This is a genomic window from Oerskovia gallyi, assembly GCF_014836745.1.
Classification (GTDB): domain Bacteria; phylum Actinomycetota; class Actinomycetes; order Actinomycetales; family Cellulomonadaceae; genus Oerskovia; species Oerskovia paurometabola.
Map to the genome: position 1 here is coordinate 236,947 of NZ_JACSQE010000006.1, position 16,993 is coordinate 253,939.

The following is a 16,993-nucleotide window of genomic DNA, read 5'->3' on the forward strand; positions in this document are numbered from 1 at the left end:
TCAGTGCCCCCGCTTGCGTCGCGGCTGCGCCTTGACGCCCTGGTGGGAGCCCGGCTGGAGCTGGGCCGCACCCTGGACCCCGGCGGCGGCCAGCGCAGCGTCCCTGGCCGTGCCGTCCGAGGACTGCGCGGCGTCGGCGACCTTCGCGGCGCGCTTGTCCAGGACCTTCCGGGTGTGCTCCTTGATGGCGGGCTCGCGCTCGCGCAGCGTGACCTCCAGGGGCGTGGCCAGGAAGATCGAGGAGTAGGCACCGACAGCCATGCCGACGAACAGCGCGAGCGAGATGTCGCGCAGCGTGCCGGCGCCCAGGAGGAACGCGCCGATGAACAGGATGGCGCTCACGGGCAGCAGCGCCACGACCGAGGTGTTGATCGACCGGACGAGCGTCTGGTTGACCGCGAGGTTCGCGCGCTCGGCGTAGGTGCTGCGGGTCTGGTCGAGGATGCCGTGCGTGTTCTCCCGGACCTTGTCGAAGACCACGACCGTGTCGTAGATCGAGTACCCGAGGATCGTCAGGAAGCCGATCACGGTCGCGGGGGTGACCTCCCAGCCGATCGCCGCGTAGATCCCGACCGTGATGATGAGGTCGTGGAACAGCGCGATGAGCGCGGCCGCCGCCATGCGCCAGTTGCGGAAGTAGATCGTCATGACGAGACCCACCAGGGCCAGGAAGACGATGAGGCCCGTGATGGCCTTCTGGGACACGTCCTTGCCCCAGCTGGGGCCGATGAACGCGGTCGTGACGTCGTTCTCGGTCACGGAGTAGGCCCCGGCGAGGGCGTCGCGGACCTCGGTGACCTCGTCCGCGGTCAGGCGGTCGGTCTGGACGCGGATCGCGCTTCCACCGACGGTCGTCACGCGCGGCACCTCGTCCGGCGCGACCTCGGCCACGGCGTCGATCGCGGGCTGCTGGCTGGTGTCGCTCACGTTGGAGACGACGAACTCCGAGCCGCCGCGGAAGTCGATGCCGAGGTTGAAGCCCTTGGTGAGCAGGACCCCGAACGACAGGACGACCATCACGATCGCGATGATGTAGAAGCGGCGGCGGTGGCCGACGATCTGGTAGGACTTGCGACCCGTGTAGAGGTCGTTGCCCCACTGGGCGAATCCCTGCGCCATCAGAGGTTCTCCTCGTTCTTGTCGCCCTCGGTCGAGGAGCCGGTGGTGGGGGCGTCGGACTCGGCCGCCCGCCGGGCCGCGGCGCGGCGCTCGGCGATCGTCAGGCGGGTGCCCTCGCCCCCGGTCGCGCCCTGGAGGCTCGCGCCGGCACCGACCTTCTCACGGGTGGGGCTGCCGAACGGTTCGTCGACGGGGGCGTCGGTGACAGGTGCGTCCTTGTCCTCGGTGGTCCCGGGGCGGGCGACCCGCCCCCGTCCGGCGTAGCGGGTGGTCGCTCCGAGGCGGCGCGGGTCGAGACCCGAGGCCGGGTGCCCGCTGGCGAAGAACTTGGTCCTCGCGAGGAGCTGCATGACCGGGTGCGTGAACATGAAGACCACGATCAGGTCGATCAGGGTCGTCAGTCCCAGCGTGAACGCGAAGCCGCGCACACCGCCCACGGCCAGGAAGTACAGCACGACCGCGGCGAGGAAGTTGACCGCGTCGGAGGCCAGGATGGTGCGGCGTGCGCGGTCCCACCCCTTCTCGACGGCCGAGTTCAGGGTGCGGCCGTCGCGCAGCTCGTCCCGGATGCGTTCGAAGTACACGATGAACGAGTCCGCGGTGATACCGATCGCGACGATGATGCCCGCGACACCGGGCAGCGAGAGCCGGTACCCGATCGTCCAGGACAGCAGCAGGATCACCCCGAAGGTGAGGACCGCGGCGATGCCGAGCGAGGCGACCGTGACCAGACCCAGGGCCCGGTACTGGAAGAGCGAGTAGATGACGACGAGCAGGAGACCGATCGCGCCCGCGATGAGGCCCTTCTCGAGCTGCTCGCTGCCGAGGGTCGCGGAGATCTGCTGCTCGCTCTGGACCTCGAAGGTCAGCGGGAGCGAGCCGAAGTTGAGCTGGTTGGCCAGCAGGGCCGCGCTCTCACGGGTGAAGCTGCCGGAGATCTCGGCCTTGCCGTCGGTGATGACGGCGTTGGCGGTCGGGGCGGAGATGACGAGCCCGTCGAGCACGAGCGCGAAAGCGTTCTGCGGGGAGGGCAGGGAGAAGAGGCGCGTCGTCGTGTCCTTGAAGGCCTCGGTGCCCTCGTTGTTGAACTCGAGGTTGACGACCCACTGGCCGGTGCTCACGCCCTGCGCCGTGGTGCCCATGCCCGAGCTCGCGTTAGAGATCTCGGTGCCCTCGATCTCGACCGGTCCCAGGATGTACTTGGCGCTGCCGTCGTCGGCGCACGTGACCAGGGGTGCGTCGGGCTGGTCGCCCAGACCACCGGTGAGGTTCTTGGGGTCGGTGCAGTCGAGCGCGTCGAACTCGGCCTGGATCGCCGGGGTGATCTGGGCGAGGTCGCTCGGGTTAGCGGGGACGACGGGCGTCTCAGGCTCAGCGGGAGCCTCGGCCGGGGTCCCGGTCTCCACCGGGGTGGGGGCGCCGACGGTCAGGACCGGGCGGAACCGCATCTGCGCGGACTTGCGCACGAGGTCGAGCGTCTCGTCGCTCGGGGTGCCGGGCAGCCCGACGACGATGTTGTTGCCCTGGCTGGTGATCTCGGCCTCGGTCACGCCCGAGGAGTCGACGCGCTGGCGGATCACGTTGATCGCCTGCGTGATCGTCTCGTCGGTGACCTGCCCCTCGGAGGCGATCGGCGTCAGGATGATCTGCGTGCCGCCCTCCAGGTCGAGGGCGAGTCCGGGGGTGAGGCTCGCGTCCGACCACTTGGTGCCGGCGAAGATCGACGCGAACAACGCGAGGATCAGTACAGCGAGGGTTACCAGGGTGCGTACGGGCCTGGCGCGTCGTGTGTTGGAGGTGGCCAACTATCCGTCTCTTCTCGTGCGCGCGACATCGCGAGATGGCGCGGGTCGACGTCGCACCCCGGGATCGGGGTGCGACGTGGTGTCACTTGCTGTCGGTGCCGTCGTCCCGCTTGTCCCCCGGCTTGTCCGTGAGCCCGGACAGGTCGTCCGGGACGTCCAGGACGTCGTCGTCCGCCGAGGAGGTGGTCGCGTCGCCGTAGACCGCGTCCTTCTCGGTGCCCTCGGCAAGCTCGTCGGTGCCCTCTTCCTCGACGGGCGGCTCGACGAGCTTGGCGATCGCCGCGCGCAGCCAGCGCGTCTGGGTGCCGGGGGTGGACTCGATCGTGATGATGTCCTTCTCCTCGTCGACGTCGACGATGGTCCCGAACAGGCCGGAGCCGGTCATGACCTCCTGGCCGGGGGCCAGGTTGGTGCGGAAGGCGGCTGCTTCCTTCTGGGCCTTGCGTGACCGGTTGGTCATGAGGAACATCGCTCCGGCGGCGAGAGCGAGGATGAGGATGAGGCTGAAGTCCATGACGGGGTGACCGGTTCCTGTTCTGTGCTGGGATCTGCGCGGCAGTCTAGGCGCACGCGTACGGATCACCAACGAACCGTCCGGCCGTGGAGTTCCGCCGCTCAGATTCCTCCAGTCTAGGCCCCCGTGTCGAACAGGGTGCCGCCCGACCTCGCCGAGCCCGTCCGCTGCCCGAGTCCGCCGCCCGGTCCGCGGGGTGCCAGCGGGTCGGGCGGGGTCAGCCCGAGGTGCGCCCAGGCTGCGGGGGTCGCGACGCGACCGCGCGGGGTGCGGCCGATCAGCCCTTCGCGCACGAGGAAGGGCTCGGCGACGGTCTCGACCGTCTCGGACTCCTCCCCCACGGTCACGGCGAGGGTGCTCAGGCCCACGGGGCCGCCGCCGAACCGCGTGCACAGGGCTCCCAGGACGGCCCGGTCGAGGCGGTCGAGGCCGAGCTCGTCGACCTCGTAGACCTCGAGTGCCGCGCGGGCGGCCCGCAGGTCCATGGTCCCGTCGCCGCGCACCTGTGCCCAGTCGCGCACGCGGCGCAGCAGCCGGTTGGCGATGCGGGGCGTGCCGCGGGAACGGCCCGAGATCTCGTGGGCGGCGGCGTGCTTGATCTCGACGCCGAGCAGCCCGGCCGAGCGGATGATGACGCGCTCGAGCTCCTCGGCGGAGTAGAAGTCGAGGTGTCCGGTGAACCCGAAGCGGTCGCGCAGCGGGGCGGGCAGGAGCCCGGCGCGCGTGGTGGCGCCCACGACGGTGAACGGCGGCAGGGACAGCGGGATGGCGCTGGCCCCGGCCCCCTTGCCGACGACGACGTCGACCCGGAAGTCCTCCATCGCGACGTACAGCAGCTCTTCGGCGGGGCGCGCGAGGCGGTGGATCTCGTCGATGAACAGCACCTCGCCCTCCTCGAGCGAGGACAGGACCGCGGCGAGGTCGCCCGCGTGCTGGATCGCGGGGCCGGACGTGACGCGCAGCGAGGTGCCGAGCTCGGCGGCGATGATCATCGCGAGGGTCGTCTTGCCGAGCCCGGGCGGGCCCGAGAGCAGGACGTGGTCGGGCGTCGCCCCGCGTGCGAGGGCCGCCTGGAGCACGAGGGAGAGCTGGTCGCGCACGACGAGCTGCCCGACGAACTCCTCGAGGCGCCTGGGTCGCAGGGCGGCCTCGGCCGCTCGCTCGAGGTCGTCGGCCGTCGAGGTCACGATCCGCTCGGACGTGAACGGCTCGTTCCCCTCCTCGTAGCCGACGCGGTCGAAGTCAGCCACGGGGGCCGCCCAGGACCCGCAGCGAGGCGCGCAGCGCGCCGGCGATCTCGTCGGGCGCGACTGCGTCGGCCCCGGCCTGGGTCAGGACGGTGGCGAGGGCGTCCTCGGCGGCCTTGGGGTTCCACCCGAGGCCCACGAGCGCCTGGACGACCTGGTCGCGCTGGTCGTCGACCACGGCACCGCCGGGGCCGCCCGTGCCGGCCGGGTCGTCCGCGCCCGTGCCGGTGGGTGCCCCGAGCCGGTCGCCGAGCTCGAGCGCGATGCGCTGGGCGCCCTTGCGCCCGATGCCGGGCACGCGCATGAGCGCGGCGATGTCCTCCCCCGCGACGGCGCGGCGTAGCCCGTCGGGCGTGTGCACCGCGAGCATGGCCAGGGCCAGGCGCGGGCCGACGCCGCTGACGGTCTGCACGGCCTCGAACACGGCACGTTCGTCGTCGTCGGCGAACCCGAACAGCGTGAAGGAGTCCTCGCGGACGACCATGCTCGTGGCCAGGCGCGCGGGCTCGCCCACGCGCAGCGCGGACAGGGTCGCGGGGGTCGCGTGGACGAGGTAGCCCACGGCTCCCCCGGCGCCTCCCACGTCGATGACGGCGCGGTCCAGGCGGACGTCCGCGACCGTGCCCGACAGCGAAGCGATCACTGTGCCCTCCATGCTTCCTCGCGGGTCCCGGCCACGAGCGGCCGGTCCCGAACACCTGTACGAACCGTGGGCCACTCTAGCAACGGGCGGCGGTGCTCCCGGTCGAGCCTCGCCGTCGGGCACGTGGGGCCGGTGTCAGCCGCGTCGGCCGCGCGAGGCCTGCTCGGCCGCGGCCCAGGCGCGCTGCGCGGGGGTGAGCTGGTGCCGGTCCCCGCCCTGCAGGGCGCCCGCCGGGCGCCACAGGTGGCAGATCGCGAGGGCCAGGGCGTCGGCGGCGTCGGCGGGCTTGGGCAGCTCGCCGAGCTCGAGGATGCGCGCGACCATGCGCTGGACCTGGATCTTGTCGGCGCGGCCGGTGCCGGTCACGGCGGCCTTGACCTCGCTGGGGGTGTGCATCGCGACGGGCACGCCGCGACGGGCCGCGGCGACCATCGCGAGACCCGCGACCTGCGCGGTGCCCATGACGGTGCTGACGTTGTGCTGCGCGAAGACGCGCTCGACGGCCACGACGTCCGGGACGTGCTCGTCCATCCACACGTCGAGGCGCTGGGAGATGGTGAGCAGGCGCAGGTCGACCGACTGGTCGGGCGGGCTCTGCAGGACCCCGACCGCCACCATGCGGGCGCGCCGTCCGGGCAGCGAGTCGACGACGCCGATCCCGCAACGGGTCAGTCCTGGGTCCACTCCGAGCACGCGCACGCGCTCACCTTCTCACGGGCCGCCCACGACGAAGGGCTCCCACGCGAGCCGTCGCGCGGGAGCCCTTCGTCACACCAGGGGGTGGGTCAGTCGTCGTTCTCGAGCTCGGCCATGACCTCGTCGCTCGCGGTGAAGTTCGCGTAGACGTTCTGCACGTCGTCGCTGTCCTCGAGGGCGTCGATGAGGCGCAGGATCTTGCGGGCGCCCTCGGCGTCGACCTCGACCTCCATGGAGGGGTGGAAGACGACGTCGGCGGAGTCGTACTCGATGCCGGCGTCCTGCAGCGCGGTGCGGACCGCGACGAGGTCGGTGGCCTCGGTGAGGATCTCGAACGTGTCGCCCTCGTCGGTGACCTCCTCGCCGCCCGCCTCGAGGACGGCCTCCATGACGTCGTCCTCGGTGGTGCCCTCCTTGGGGACCACGATGACGCCCTTGCGGGAGAACAGGTAGGACACCGAGCCCGGGTCGGCGAGCTGGCCGCCGTTGCGCGTGAACGCGATGCGGACCTCGGCGGCGGCGCGGTTCTTGTTGTCGGTGAGGCACTCGACGAGGACGGCGATGCCGCCCGTGCCGTAGCCCTCGTACATGATCGTCTGGTAGTCGGCGCCGCCGGCTTCCTGGCCCGAGCCGCGCTTGAGGGCGCGGTCGATGTTGTCGTTGGGGACCGAGGACTTCTTGGCCTTCTGGACGGCGTCGAAGAGCGTGGGGTTACCGGCGAGGTCCCCGCCGCCCGTGCGGGCCGCGACCTCGATGTTCTTGATGAGCTTGGCGAACAGCTTGCCGCGCTTGGCGTCGATCACGGCCTTCTTGTGCTTGGTCGTAGCCCACTTGGAGTGTCCTGACATACCCCTGTTACTCCTTCACGATTGCGACGAAGAGCTCGTGCACCCGCGCATCGCCCGTGATCTCGGGGTGGAAGGAGGTGGCGAGCAACGTTCCCTGACGTACTGCGACGATTCTACCTGCGTCTTCGCCCGCGCCCGCGGAGGGGGCCGCGTCCGCGGCCCGGGCCGGCGCAGCGGGCACCGAGGCGCCCCGGTGGCGGGTGCGTGCCAGGACCTGGACCCCGGGGCCGGTCTCCTCGACCCAGGGGGCGCGGATGAACGCGGCGGGCACGGGCCCGCCGCGGACGCCCGACATCTCGACGGACGACTCGAACGAGTCGACCTGGCGCCCGAACGCGTTGCGGCGCACCGTGACGTCCAGTCCGCCGAGGGTCTGCTGGTCGTGCGTGGCGCCCAGGACGCGGTCGGCGAGCAGGATCATGCCCGCGCACGACCCGTACACGGGCAGCCCGGCCCCGATCGCGGTGCGCAGCGGGTCGAACAGCTCGAAGATCCGCAGCAGCTTGTCGATCGTGGTCGACTCCCCGCCGGGCAGCACGAGGCCGTCGATCGCGGCGAGCTCGGTGGGGCGCCGCACGGTGACGGCGCGGGCGCCGGCCACCTCGAGGGCGGCCACGTGCTCGCGGACGTCGCCCTGCAGGGCGAGGACTCCAATGACCGGTTTCACGATCGCCCATCGTACGCGCCGCCTGCCGCGCGCTGCGTGGGTGCCCGACGGCGGCGCTCGGCCCGGGTGCTCGCCGGGCGGGTGGGGCCGGGTGGGCTACTCGGTGGCTTCGCCGAGGTGGCGGGTGCTCCCGTCCCAGCCGTGCAGGAGCGGTTGGAGGAGGTCGGGCAGCCCGGCGGGGAAGACCTCGATGGTCACGGCGCGCAGCTCGGGCAGGGTCCACCAGCGCATCTCGTCGACGACGTCGTGCTCGACCTCGGTCCAGCCGTCGCGGGTCAGGGGACGGTTCGTGTGCTGGTCGGTGAGGCGGGCGAGGTAGAAGACCTCGTCCTGTCGGCAGCGTTCGCGGTAGAAGTCGAAGATCGCGGAGCGGGTCCACACGGGGCCCTCGAGCGCGGTGGGGTCCAGGTGCAGCCCGGTCTCCTCGCGGACCTCGCGCACCGCGGCGTCGAGGTCGCTCTCGCCGGGTTCGATGCCGCCGCCGATGGTGAACCACCAGGAGCGGTCGGGCTGGTCGGTGTCGTGGCCGCGGGCGAGCAGGACGCGGTCCGCGGCGTCGAGGAGCAGGACGCGGGCGCCGCGCCGGTGGCGCAGCCCGTCGGGGCCCAGGACCCAGTCGGGGCCGAGGGACGTCGGGGCGGACGGGGTGGGCGCAGCGGGTGCGTCCACCCGGGCCGGGGTGGTGCCGGCGGGCCGGTCGGGGGTGCCCGTCACGAGGGGGACACGCAGGAGTGCCCCCGGGGCTCCGGGACGCCCCGACCGGCCGGCGGGGTCACCAGCCGCGCTCGGCGAACTGGATCGATCGCGCGGGTTCGTCGACGTTGAGGCCGACCATGGCCTCGCCCAGGCCGCGCGAGACGTCCGCGAGGACGGCCGGGTCGTCGTAGAACGTGGTGGCCTTGACGATCGCGGCCGCACGCTGGGCGGGGTTGCCGGACTTGAAGATGCCGGAGCCGACGAACACGCCCTCGGCGCCGAGCTGCATCATCATGGCGGCGTCGGCCGGGGTCGCGATGCCGCCCGCGGTGAACATGACCACGGGGAGCTTGCCCGTCGCGGCGACCTCCTTGACGAGCTCGTACGGCGCCTGGAGCTCCTTGGCCGCGACGAACAGCTCGTCCTCGGGCAGGGACGTCAGGCGGCGGATCTCGGCGCGGATCGTGCGCATGTGCGTCGTCGCGTTGGACACGTCGCCCGTGCCGGCCTCGCCCTTGGAGCGGATCATGGCCGCGCCCTCGGTGATACGGCGCAGGGCCTCGCCCAGGTTCGTCGCCCCGCACACGAACGGCGCGTCGAACGCCCACTTGTCGATGTGGTGGGCGTAGTCGGCCGGGGTCAGGACCTCGGACTCGTCGATGTAGTCGACGCCCAGGGCCTGCAGCACCTGCGCCTCGACGAAGTGGCCGATGCGGGCCTTGGCCATGACGGGGATCGAGACGGCCGCGATGATGCCGTCGATCATGTCGGGGTCGCTCATGCGCGAGACGCCGCCCTGGGCGCGGATGTCCGCCGGGACGCGCTCGAGCGCCATGACGGCCACCGCGCCGGCGTCCTCGGCGATCTTCGCCTGCTCAGGGGTGACGACGTCCATGATGACGCCGCCCTTGAGCATCTCGGCCATGCCGCGCTTGACCTTGGCCGAGCCGACGACGTCGGTCACCTGGGGGCTGTTCTCGCCGGAATTCTCCACGGACACCGCGAAACCTCGAATCTTCACGTTGGGACGCACGAGCAGGGGTCACGCTCGCGCCGCCGACATGCTTGCACGTCACCACCAGTCTACGGACGCGCGCTCACCCCTCGGGCACGGCGACCGCTCAGGGGTTGCGGTCCAACCCCGAGGGCCAGGCGTCGTCCAGCTCGACCGTGACCGGCATGGGCGCGTGCCCCGCCAGGGAGAACGCCCGGGCGTACCAGGTGCGGCGCAGGCGCTGCGTCTGCGCGACGGCCTCGTTGTGGAAACGGCGGGCGATCTGCGCCCGGTACCAGGCCCCCGCCAGCGCGGCCAGCAGGTCGGCCCCCAGGGGCGAGGCGCGGATCTCCGCGACGTCCTGCGGGTCCTCGAGCGCCGCGCGCAACGTGGCCGACAGGTCGCTCTCCGCCATCGCGCGCTGCATCCCGACCCCCGCCAGGAGGCGAGGCGCCTGCACCAGCGGTGCGCCGCCGTCGGGCCTGCGCACCCCCTCCGGGGCCACCACCAGCTCCGCCAGGCCCGGCACCGCGGCCGCGACCTCCCGCATGCGCAGGTCGTCGTCCAGGACCGCGTACGCGGCCTCCGCCACCAGGACCGAGCTCGCCGGGTCCAGCTCCCCCGCCCCCGCCAGGTCCAGGGCCGCCGACGCACGCCGCTCGAGCTGCGCGTCCAGCGCCAGCCGCGACGCCATGACCTTGCGGTGCAACCGGTCCAGCCGCGAGGCCGCGACCCACAGGGCCCACCCCGCCACCAGCACCACGGCCACCACGATGATGGCGATCTCCGACCACGTCACGACGGGTTCCTCTCCTGCTCCGCGCGGGGCCACAACCCCAACCGGCGGCCGCCACGCAACGACGCCGGGTCCTCGTGCACCGGGATCACGGCGTCCGAGGCCGCCAACGCCATCTCGTACACCGCGAGCACCTCGGCCGTCACCGTCGACCAGTCGAACCTGCGCACGAACGAGATCGCCCGCTCGCAGTACCGCTCCCGGCCCGCAGGGTCCGCCAGGACCCGCACCACCGTCTCCGCCAGCGCGGCCGAGTCCCCCACCGGAAACAACGCCCCCGCCTCCCCCTCGTCCAGGACCCGGCGGAACGCCCCCAGGTCCGAAGCCACCACGCACGCCCCCGCGCTCATCGCCTCCACCAGCACGATCCCGAAGCTCTCACCGCCCGTCTGCGGAGCGACGTACAGGTCCACCGACGACAGCAGCGACGCCTTCTCCTCGTCCGAGATCGACCCCAGGAACTCCACGGCGCTCGCGGCCTCGCCCAGGGCCTCCAGGGCGTCGGCACGCCCCTGGTCCCCGCGACCCGCGACCAGGAAGCGCGCCCCCGGGACCTGCTCCAGGATGCGCGGGATCGCGGCCGTCAGGACCGGAAGGCCCTTGCGCGGCTCGTCCAGTCGCCCCAGGAACGCGATCGTCGGCGCGTCCGGCGTCCCCTGCCACCTCGCCGACGGCTCCGCGGCGGCGAACGTGTCGACGTACACCCCGTTCGGGATCACGACCGCGTCACCACCCATGTGCTCCACGAGGGTGCGCCGAGCGTCCTCCGAGACCGCGATGCGCGCCGAGATCTTCTCCAGGCTCTGCCGCACCAGCGGGTACACCACCTGCAGCGCCCGCGACCGGATCAGGGCCGTGTGGAACGTCGCCACGATCGGCCCCTGCGCGATCCACAGCGCCAGCATGCTCAGGGACGGCGTCACCGGCTCGTGCAGGTGCAGCACGTCGAACTGGCCCGCGTCCAACCAGCGGCGCACGCGCGCCGCGGTGACCGGGCCGAACGTCATGCGCGCCACCGAACCGTTGTACTTCACCGGCACCGCACGCCCCGCGGACGTGATGTAGTCCGGGATGGGAGTGTCCTCGTCCGCCGGCGCCAGCACCGACACCTCGTGACCCTGCGCCATGAGCGCCTCCGCCAGGTCCCGGATGTGGAACTGCACACCGCCCGGGACGTCGAACGAGTACGGGCACACGATCCCGACCTTCAGGCTCATGCCGAGCCCACCGCCCCTCCACCAGTCGAACCCTGCGCGTCCTTCGCCCGCGTCCGGGCGTACCGGTCCGGGTCCAGGTCCGCCACGAACACCTTCTGCAGCATGTGCCAGTCCTCCGGGTCCGCGGCGACGCCCTCCGCCAGCTGGTCCACCCACGCCTGCGTCACCGCCGCCACCCGCTCGCTGCGCGGCACACCGTCCGGCACCGTGACCGGCGGGAAGAACCGGATCACGATCCCCCACGGGGTCCCCGCCGCCCGACGACGCACCCCCGTCAACCGCTCGTACCGGATCGAGGCCGTCAACAACGGCGCCCCCGTCGAGACCGCCAGTGCGGCCGGTCCCGCCGCCACCCGGGCCCGCTCACCGAACAGGTCCACCTCCACGCCCCGCGACGTCAGGTCACGGTCGGCGAGCAACGGGATGAGCTTGCCCGGCCCCCGCGCACCGCGCATCAGCTCACGGAACACGTCCCCGTCCCCCAGCGCCAGGATCTCGATCCCCAACGAGTTGCGGAACGCCAGGAACTCCTGGAACAGCTCCTCGGGCTTGAGCCGCTCCGCGACCGTCAGCACCGGAGCGATGTGCGGCGTCGCGTACGCCCCCGCCAGGTCCCAGTTGCCCATGTGCCCCAGCGCCAGCACCGGGGTCACCCCCTGCGACGTGAACCGCTGGCAGTTCTCGTACCCCTCCAACCGCACCCGCGCCTCGATCTGCGCAGGGGACGCCGCCGGCAGCGTGAACGCCTCGCGGTAGTACCGCATGTACGAGCGCATGCCCGCCCGGCTCAGCCGGCGCAGGCCCCGCGCGTCCAGGTCCGGACGGACCCGCGCCAGGTTCCTCTCCAGCTGCGGCACGCCCCCCTTGCGCGTCGCCCACGCCACGTCCGCGATCGCCGTGAACAACCCCCGCAGCAGCGGCTCCGGCACCTTGTGCGCGTTGCGCCACGCGAACGTGAACGCCTTGTCAGCACTCACCCCCACGTCAGGCACCACCCTCGGACGCCGCAGCCCCGCCCGACGGCGCAGCCCCCGCCGCGACCGCCTGACGACGCACCGTCGCCATGCGCTGCACGACCGTCACGGCGCTCGCGGCCGCGAGCAGCCCCAGCACCACGACCAGCACCGCCACCGGCAGCCCCAGACCCACGAGCCCCGCCGCGACGAGCGTCACGACCAGCCGGTCGGCCCGTTCCGCGATGCCGACCGCGGCCGTCATGCCGAGCCCCTCGGCCCGGGCTCGCGCGTACGGGACCACCGACCCGAGCACCAGGCAGGCGAGCCCCACCGTGATGCCCCACGTGTTCTCCGTGCGCACGAACCACACGATCAGGCCCGTGAAGATCGCGGCGTCCGCCAGGCGGTCCAGCGTCGAGTCCAGGAACGCGCCCCACGGCCCCGAGCGCCCCGACAGCCGCGCCATCACACCGTCGAGCGCGTCCGAGAACGCGAAGACCATGATCGCCATGGTCCCCGCGAACAGGTGCCCCGTCGGGAACAGCCACAGCGCGGACACCACGACCCCGAGCGTCCCCACGATCGTGACCGCGTCCGGGGACACCCCGACGCGCAGCAGGAACGCCGCGATCGGCGTGAACAACCTCGTCACGACGGCGCGCAGCCGACCGAACATCTAGCTCTCCTCGGAAGTGGGCGCCACCGGCGCCACGTCGTTCTCGTCGGCCGCGTCGGGCCCCGCGGGCCCTGCGTCGTCCCACGCCGCCGCCAACCGTGCCCGGGTGTCCCCCAGGAGCTCGGGCACGGCCTTGGTGTGCGCCACGATCGGCAGGAAGTTCGCGTCCCCCGACCACCGCGGCACCACGTGCTGGTGCAGGTGCGCCGCGATACCGGCCCCCGCGACCGCTCCCTGGTTCATACCCAGGTTGAAACCGTCGGGACCCGACACCGCACGCGTGACCCGCATCGCCTGCTGCGTCAGCCGCGCCAGCTCGTCGGTCTCCTCGGGCGTGAGCTCGGTGTAGTCCGACACGTGCCGGTACGGGCACACCATCAGGTGCCCCGGGTTGTACGGGTACAGGTTGAGCACCACGAAGCACCACGTGCCCCGCGCCACGACCAACCCGTCCTCGTCGGACAGCGCAGGGACCCGGCAGAACGGGCACGACGACGACCGGTCGTCGACCGGCTTGTCCTGCCCACCGATGTAGACCATCCGGTGCGGCGTCCACAACCGGTCCATCCCGTCGTCGAACCGAGGATGCCCCTGCGGGCCCTCGACCGTGTACCCGGCCCCTGCGCCGTCCGACGTCACGCGTCAGACCTGGCTGCGCTCGCGGACCGCAGACACGATCCGCTCGACGGCCTCGGCCACGGGCACGCCGTTGTCCTGGCGCCCGTCGCGGTACCGGAACGACACCGCGCCGGCCTCGACGTCCTCGCCACCGGCGATGAGCACGAACGGCACCTTCTCCTTGGCCGCGTTGCGGATCTTCTTGGCGAACCGGTCGTCGGAAAGGTCGAGCTCGGCGCGGATGCCGCGGGCCTTGAGCTCGGCGACGACGTCCTTGAGGTAGTCGTCGAACGCCTCGGCCACCGGGACGGCGAGCACCTGGACAGGCGCCAGCCAGGCCGGGAAGAGCCCCGCATAGTGCTCGATGAGCACACCCATGAACCGCTCGATCGAGCCGAACTTGGCCGAGTGGATCATCACCGGCTGCTGCTTGGTGCCGTCTGCCGCCGTGTACTCCAGGCCGAAGCCCTTCGGCTGGTTGAAGTCGTACTGCACCGTGCCCATCTGCCACGTGCGGCCGATGGCGTCCTTGGCCTGGACCGAGATCTTGGGGCCGTAGAAGGCAGCGCCGCCCGGGTCCGCCACGAGCTCGAGGCCCGACTCGACCGCGACCTTCTCCAGCACAGCGGTGGCCTTGGCCCAGTCCTCGTCGGTGCCGACGAACTTGTCGGGCTTGGAGTCGTCCCGCGTCGACAGCTCCAGGTAGAAGTCGTCGAGGCCGAAGTCGGTGAGCACCGACAGCATGAAGTTCAGCAGGTGCTTGACCTCGTCCGGAGCCTGCTCGGGCGTGACGTAGGAGTGCGAGTCGTCCTGGGTCAGGCCGCGCACACGCGTCAGGCCCTGGACCACGCCGGACTTCTCGTACCGGTACACGGTGCCGAACTCGAACAACCGGATCGGCAGCTCGCGGTACGAGCGCCCGCGGCTCGAGAAGATCAGGTTGTGCATGGGGCAGTTCATCGCCTTGAGGCGATAGCGCCCGTGGTCGCCGACCTCCTCGAGGTCGAGCGCCGGGAACATCGTGTCCGCGTAGTACGGCAGGTGGCCGGAGGTGAAGAAGAGCTCTTCCTTGGTGATGTGCGGGGTGCCGACGTAGGAGAAGCCCTCCTCGATGTGGCGCTGGCGGACGTAGTCCTCCATGACCCGCTTGATCACGCCGCCCTTGGGGTGGAACAGCGGCAGGGCCGAGCCGACCTGGTCGTTGAACGAGAACAGGTCCATCTCGGCACCGATGCGACGGTGGTCGCGGCGCTCGGCCTCGGCCAGGCGCTCGGTGTAGGCGCGCAGCTCGTCCTTGGTGGGCCACGCCGTGCCGTAGACGCGCTGGAGCTGGGGGTTCTTCTCGCTGCCGCGCCAGTAGGCCGCGGCGCTGCGCATGAGCTGGAAGCCGTTGCCGATGAGGCGAGTGCTGGGCAGGTGCGGGCCGCGGCACAGGTCCTTCCAGGCCACGGAACCGTCGCGACGCAGGTTGTCGTAGATGGTGAGCTCGCCGGCGCCGACCTCGACCGACACGCCCTCCCCCGCTGCGTCGTCGGCCGAGCCGGAGCCCTTGAGGCCGATCAGCTCGAGCTTGTAGGGCTCGTTCGCGAGCTCGGCGCGCGCCTCGTCCTCGGTCACGACGCGACGCCTGAACGTCTGGCCGTCCTTGACGATGCGGGCCATGGCCTTGTCGAGGGCCTTGAGGTCGTCGGGGGTGAACGGGGTCTCGACGTCGAAGTCGTAGTAGAAGCCGTCACGGATGGGCGGGCCGATGCCGAGCTTGGCGTCGGGGTTGACCTGCTGGACTGCCTGGGCCAGGACGTGGGCGGCCGAGTGGCGCAGCACGTCGAGGCCGTCGGGCGAGTCGATGGTCACGCCCTCGACCTCGTCGCCCTCGGCGACGGCGGTGTCGAGGTCCTTGAGCTGACCGTTCACGCGCAGGACGACGACGTCACGGCGGCCCTGGAACAGGTCCAGGCCGGTCGTCCCCGTCTCCACCGTGGTCCGTTCTCCGTCGAGAGTGATGGACAAGGGTGACGAGAGAACGTCTGACACGGTGCGCGCTCCTAGCGGCTCGACAGGGCAGTGGAAAGGGCGCCACCAGACGGCGGCGCCCCTCGATGTTACCGACCTCGACCGGTCGCGTGCTTACCGCGCCGGATCAGTCGTTCGCTTCCTTGGCCTTCTCGGCCAGGGTGTCGACGTGCGCGTCGACCGAGTCCGGCGAGATTCCCTTGATCTTCTCGGCGACCTCGTCGATCTTGTCGTCGGTCAGGAAGCCCTTGGCCTTGTCGACCAGTCCCCCCAGGCCCTCCTTGGCCTGGTCGGCGGCGGCCGCCGCCTTGTCCTTCGCGTCGTCGATTCCCATGCTCGTCTCCTTCGCACCAGGTCGGTCGCGGGACTCGTGCCCCGCTCCAGCGAAACTACCGCCGTCCGGAGCTTCCTTCCACGGGACGGGCGGCGCCGACGGCCTGTTCGGGGCGGCGTTCGAGGCCCGGCTCTTCCTTGCTGGGCGGTGAGCCGGGTATGGAGGGTTCGACACTTGGTGGATAGCCGCTTGGCACACTATTTCTATCCGAGGGAGAAAACGGCCCGAAAAGTGTGAGATGTCCGACGTCTCCAGGTCTGACCGACTGCCGGGACGGCCTTCCCGCCCCTCGCGGCCGCTGCCATGATGTGCCGCGTGCCGTACACCCCCGTCCACGCCCTGGTGTCCCTCCCCCTGGCGGGTCGCCGTGCGCGGCGCGCACTCTCGCCGAACCTGCTCCTGTGGGCACTGCCCGCCTTCGCGGTCGGCGCGATGGTGCCCGACGCCCCGCTCTTCCTCGACGTCCTGGTCCCGGGCACCGACGAGCTGGCCCGTCCCACGCACCGCCTGCTGGGGGTCGTGACCGTGGACCTCGCTCTCGCGCTCGTGTTCACCGCGCTGTGGGTGCTCGTCGTCCGCGGACCGTTCTTGGCCGCGCTCCCCCGCCGGTCCGCGCCCGGACCCGGTGCGCCGGCGCGCACCGCTCCCCCGCTCGCGGTCGCAGGGGCCGTCGTCGGGTTCGCCGTGGCGGGCACGCTCACGCACATCCTCTGGGACGACTTCACGCACCTGCGCGGCACCGCGGTCCAGACGTGGGACGTCCTGCGCACGCCCGTCGCGGGCGTGATGGCCTACAAGTACCTCCAGCACGGGAGCTCGCTCGTCGGCTGCGTGACGATCACGGCCCTCACGGTGCGCTGGTGGCGACGCGCGGAGCCGGTCGCGCAGCCGCAGCACCTGCGCTCCGCGGTGCTCGCCGTGTGCGCGGGGGCGACGGTCGGGATGGTCGGGGCCGTGGTGCGCCTCGTCGCGACCGACCATGCCGTGACCGCCTTCTCCCTCGCGCGCCTGGCCGCGACCTACCCCGTGCTCGGCGCGGGGGTCGGCCTGGTCGTCTGGGCCACCGTCCGCACGGCCTCGCGGCGCAGGGACGGACGTTCGTCCGCCGTGGGCGTCGCAGCGGGCGCCCCGCGGGGATGACCGGGCTCGACGAC

18 protein-coding genes are annotated in these 16,993 nt (G+C 72.0%); 1 reads left to right on the plus strand and 17 read right to left on the minus strand.

Annotation, left to right across the window (positions count from 1 at the left end):
* The 17 genes from secF to H9640_RS09665 form a co-directional block, all read right to left on the minus strand.
* Positions 1-1,119: a protein translocase subunit SecF gene (gene secF / locus H9640_RS09585; RefSeq protein ID WP_191790479.1), complete on the minus strand. Its 1,119-nt coding sequence runs from the start codon at positions 1,117-1,119 to the stop codon at positions 1-3.
* Positions 1,119-2,924 (minus strand): protein translocase subunit SecD, encoded by a 1,806-nt coding sequence (gene secD / locus H9640_RS09590; RefSeq protein WP_191790480.1) that lies wholly within the window; start codon positions 2,922-2,924, stop codon positions 1,119-1,121. The genes secF and secD overlap by 1 nt, the downstream gene beginning before the upstream one ends.
* Before the next feature lie 82 nt (positions 2,925-3,006).
* Entirely contained in the window at positions 3,007-3,438 is a 432-nt protein-coding gene (yajC, locus tag H9640_RS09595; RefSeq protein ID WP_191790481.1) for a preprotein translocase subunit YajC, read from the minus strand.
* A 116-nt stretch (positions 3,439-3,554) separates the two neighbouring features.
* Positions 3,555-4,688: a Holliday junction branch migration DNA helicase RuvB gene (gene ruvB, locus H9640_RS09600; protein WP_191790482.1), complete on the minus strand. Its 1,134-nt coding sequence runs from the start codon at positions 4,686-4,688 to the stop codon at positions 3,555-3,557.
* Positions 4,681-5,328: a Holliday junction branch migration protein RuvA gene (gene ruvA, locus H9640_RS09605; RefSeq protein ID WP_191790527.1), complete on the minus strand. Its 648-nt coding sequence runs from the start codon at positions 5,326-5,328 to the stop codon at positions 4,681-4,683. The genes ruvB and ruvA overlap by 8 nt, the downstream gene beginning before the upstream one ends.
* Before the next feature lie 135 nt (positions 5,329-5,463).
* Positions 5,464-6,027 carry a crossover junction endodeoxyribonuclease RuvC gene (gene ruvC / locus H9640_RS09610; RefSeq protein WP_191790483.1) on the minus strand — a complete coding sequence of 188 codons (564 nt, stop codon included), beginning with the start codon at positions 6,025-6,027 and terminating at the stop codon, positions 5,464-5,466.
* Positions 6,028-6,113: 86 nt separating this feature from the next.
* Positions 6,114-6,872 carry a YebC/PmpR family DNA-binding transcriptional regulator gene (locus tag H9640_RS09615; protein WP_138824356.1) on the minus strand — a complete coding sequence of 253 codons (759 nt, stop codon included), beginning with the start codon at positions 6,870-6,872 and terminating at the stop codon, positions 6,114-6,116.
* Between the two features lie 7 nt (positions 6,873-6,879).
* Complete coding sequence (pdxT, locus tag H9640_RS09620) at positions 6,880-7,542, minus strand: pyridoxal 5'-phosphate synthase glutaminase subunit PdxT (protein ID WP_191790528.1); 663 nt, start codon at positions 7,540-7,542, stop codon at positions 6,880-6,882.
* Positions 7,543-7,635: 93 nt separating this feature from the next.
* Positions 7,636-8,253, minus strand: a complete 618-nt coding sequence (locus tag H9640_RS09625; RefSeq protein WP_318243722.1) for an NUDIX hydrolase — start codon at positions 8,251-8,253, stop codon at positions 7,636-7,638.
* Positions 8,254-8,311: 58 nt separating this feature from the next.
* Positions 8,312-9,235 carry a pyridoxal 5'-phosphate synthase lyase subunit PdxS gene (gene pdxS, locus H9640_RS09630; RefSeq protein WP_191790484.1) on the minus strand — a complete coding sequence of 308 codons (924 nt, stop codon included), beginning with the start codon at positions 9,233-9,235 and terminating at the stop codon, positions 8,312-8,314.
* Between the two features lie 121 nt (positions 9,236-9,356).
* Complete coding sequence (locus H9640_RS09635) at positions 9,357-10,028, minus strand: hypothetical protein (protein WP_191790485.1); 672 nt, start codon at positions 10,026-10,028, stop codon at positions 9,357-9,359.
* Positions 10,025-11,236 (minus strand): glycosyltransferase family 4 protein, encoded by a 1,212-nt coding sequence (locus H9640_RS09640; RefSeq protein ID WP_191790530.1) that lies wholly within the window; start codon positions 11,234-11,236, stop codon positions 10,025-10,027. Before H9640_RS09640 ends, H9640_RS09635 begins: the two co-directional genes overlap by 4 nt.
* Positions 11,237-11,238: 2 nt before the next feature.
* Entirely contained in the window at positions 11,239-12,225 is a 987-nt protein-coding gene (locus H9640_RS09645) for a phosphatidylinositol mannoside acyltransferase (protein ID WP_372440728.1), read from the minus strand.
* 1 nt (position 12,226) lies between these two features.
* On the minus strand, positions 12,227-12,874 hold the full coding sequence (gene pgsA / locus H9640_RS09650) for a phosphatidylinositol phosphate synthase (RefSeq protein WP_191790487.1): 648 nt from the start codon (positions 12,872-12,874) through the stop codon (positions 12,227-12,229).
* The gene (locus H9640_RS09655; protein WP_191790531.1) at positions 12,875-13,441 is read right to left on the minus strand and encodes an HIT family protein; all 567 of its coding nucleotides are present in this window, start codon (positions 13,439-13,441) and stop codon (positions 12,875-12,877) included.
* A gap of 75 nt (positions 13,442-13,516) precedes the next feature.
* Entirely contained in the window at positions 13,517-15,526 is a 2,010-nt protein-coding gene (gene thrS, locus H9640_RS09660; RefSeq protein ID WP_191790488.1) for a threonine--tRNA ligase, read from the minus strand.
* 106 nt (positions 15,527-15,632) lie between these two features.
* Positions 15,633-15,839: a hypothetical protein gene (locus H9640_RS09665; RefSeq protein WP_191790489.1), complete on the minus strand. Its 207-nt coding sequence runs from the start codon at positions 15,837-15,839 to the stop codon at positions 15,633-15,635.
* A 315-nt stretch (positions 15,840-16,154) separates the two neighbouring features.
* Between H9640_RS09665 and H9640_RS09670 the strand changes: the two genes are divergently transcribed.
* Positions 16,155-16,979: a DUF4184 family protein gene (locus tag H9640_RS09670; protein WP_191790490.1), complete on the plus strand. Its 825-nt coding sequence runs from the start codon at positions 16,155-16,157 to the stop codon at positions 16,977-16,979.
* The last annotated feature ends 14 nt before the right edge of the window (positions 16,980-16,993 follow it).

What these genes read in the sequence shown, in the direction of transcription:
- yajC (WP_191790481.1), bottom strand. Translation starts at nt 3,438, where the DNA reads ATGGACTTCAGCCTCATCCTCATCCTCGCTCTCGCCGCCGGAGCGATG.
- H9640_RS09615 (WP_138824356.1), bottom strand. Translation starts at nt 6,872, where the DNA reads ATGTCAGGACACTCCAAGTGGGCTACGACCAAGCACAAGAAGGCCGTG.
- secF (WP_191790479.1), bottom strand. Translation starts at nt 1,119, where the DNA reads ATGGCGCAGGGATTCGCCCAGTGGGGCAACGACCTCTACACGGGTCGC.
- pgsA (WP_191790487.1), bottom strand. Translation starts at nt 12,874, where the DNA reads ATGTTCGGTCGGCTGCGCGCCGTCGTGACGAGGTTGTTCACGCCGATC.
- H9640_RS09665 (WP_191790489.1), bottom strand. Translation starts at nt 15,839, where the DNA reads ATGGGAATCGACGACGCGAAGGACAAGGCGGCGGCCGCCGCCGACCAG.
- H9640_RS09655 (WP_191790531.1), bottom strand. Translation starts at nt 13,441, where the DNA reads ATGGACCGGTTGTGGACGCCGCACCGGATGGTCTACATCGGTGGGCAG.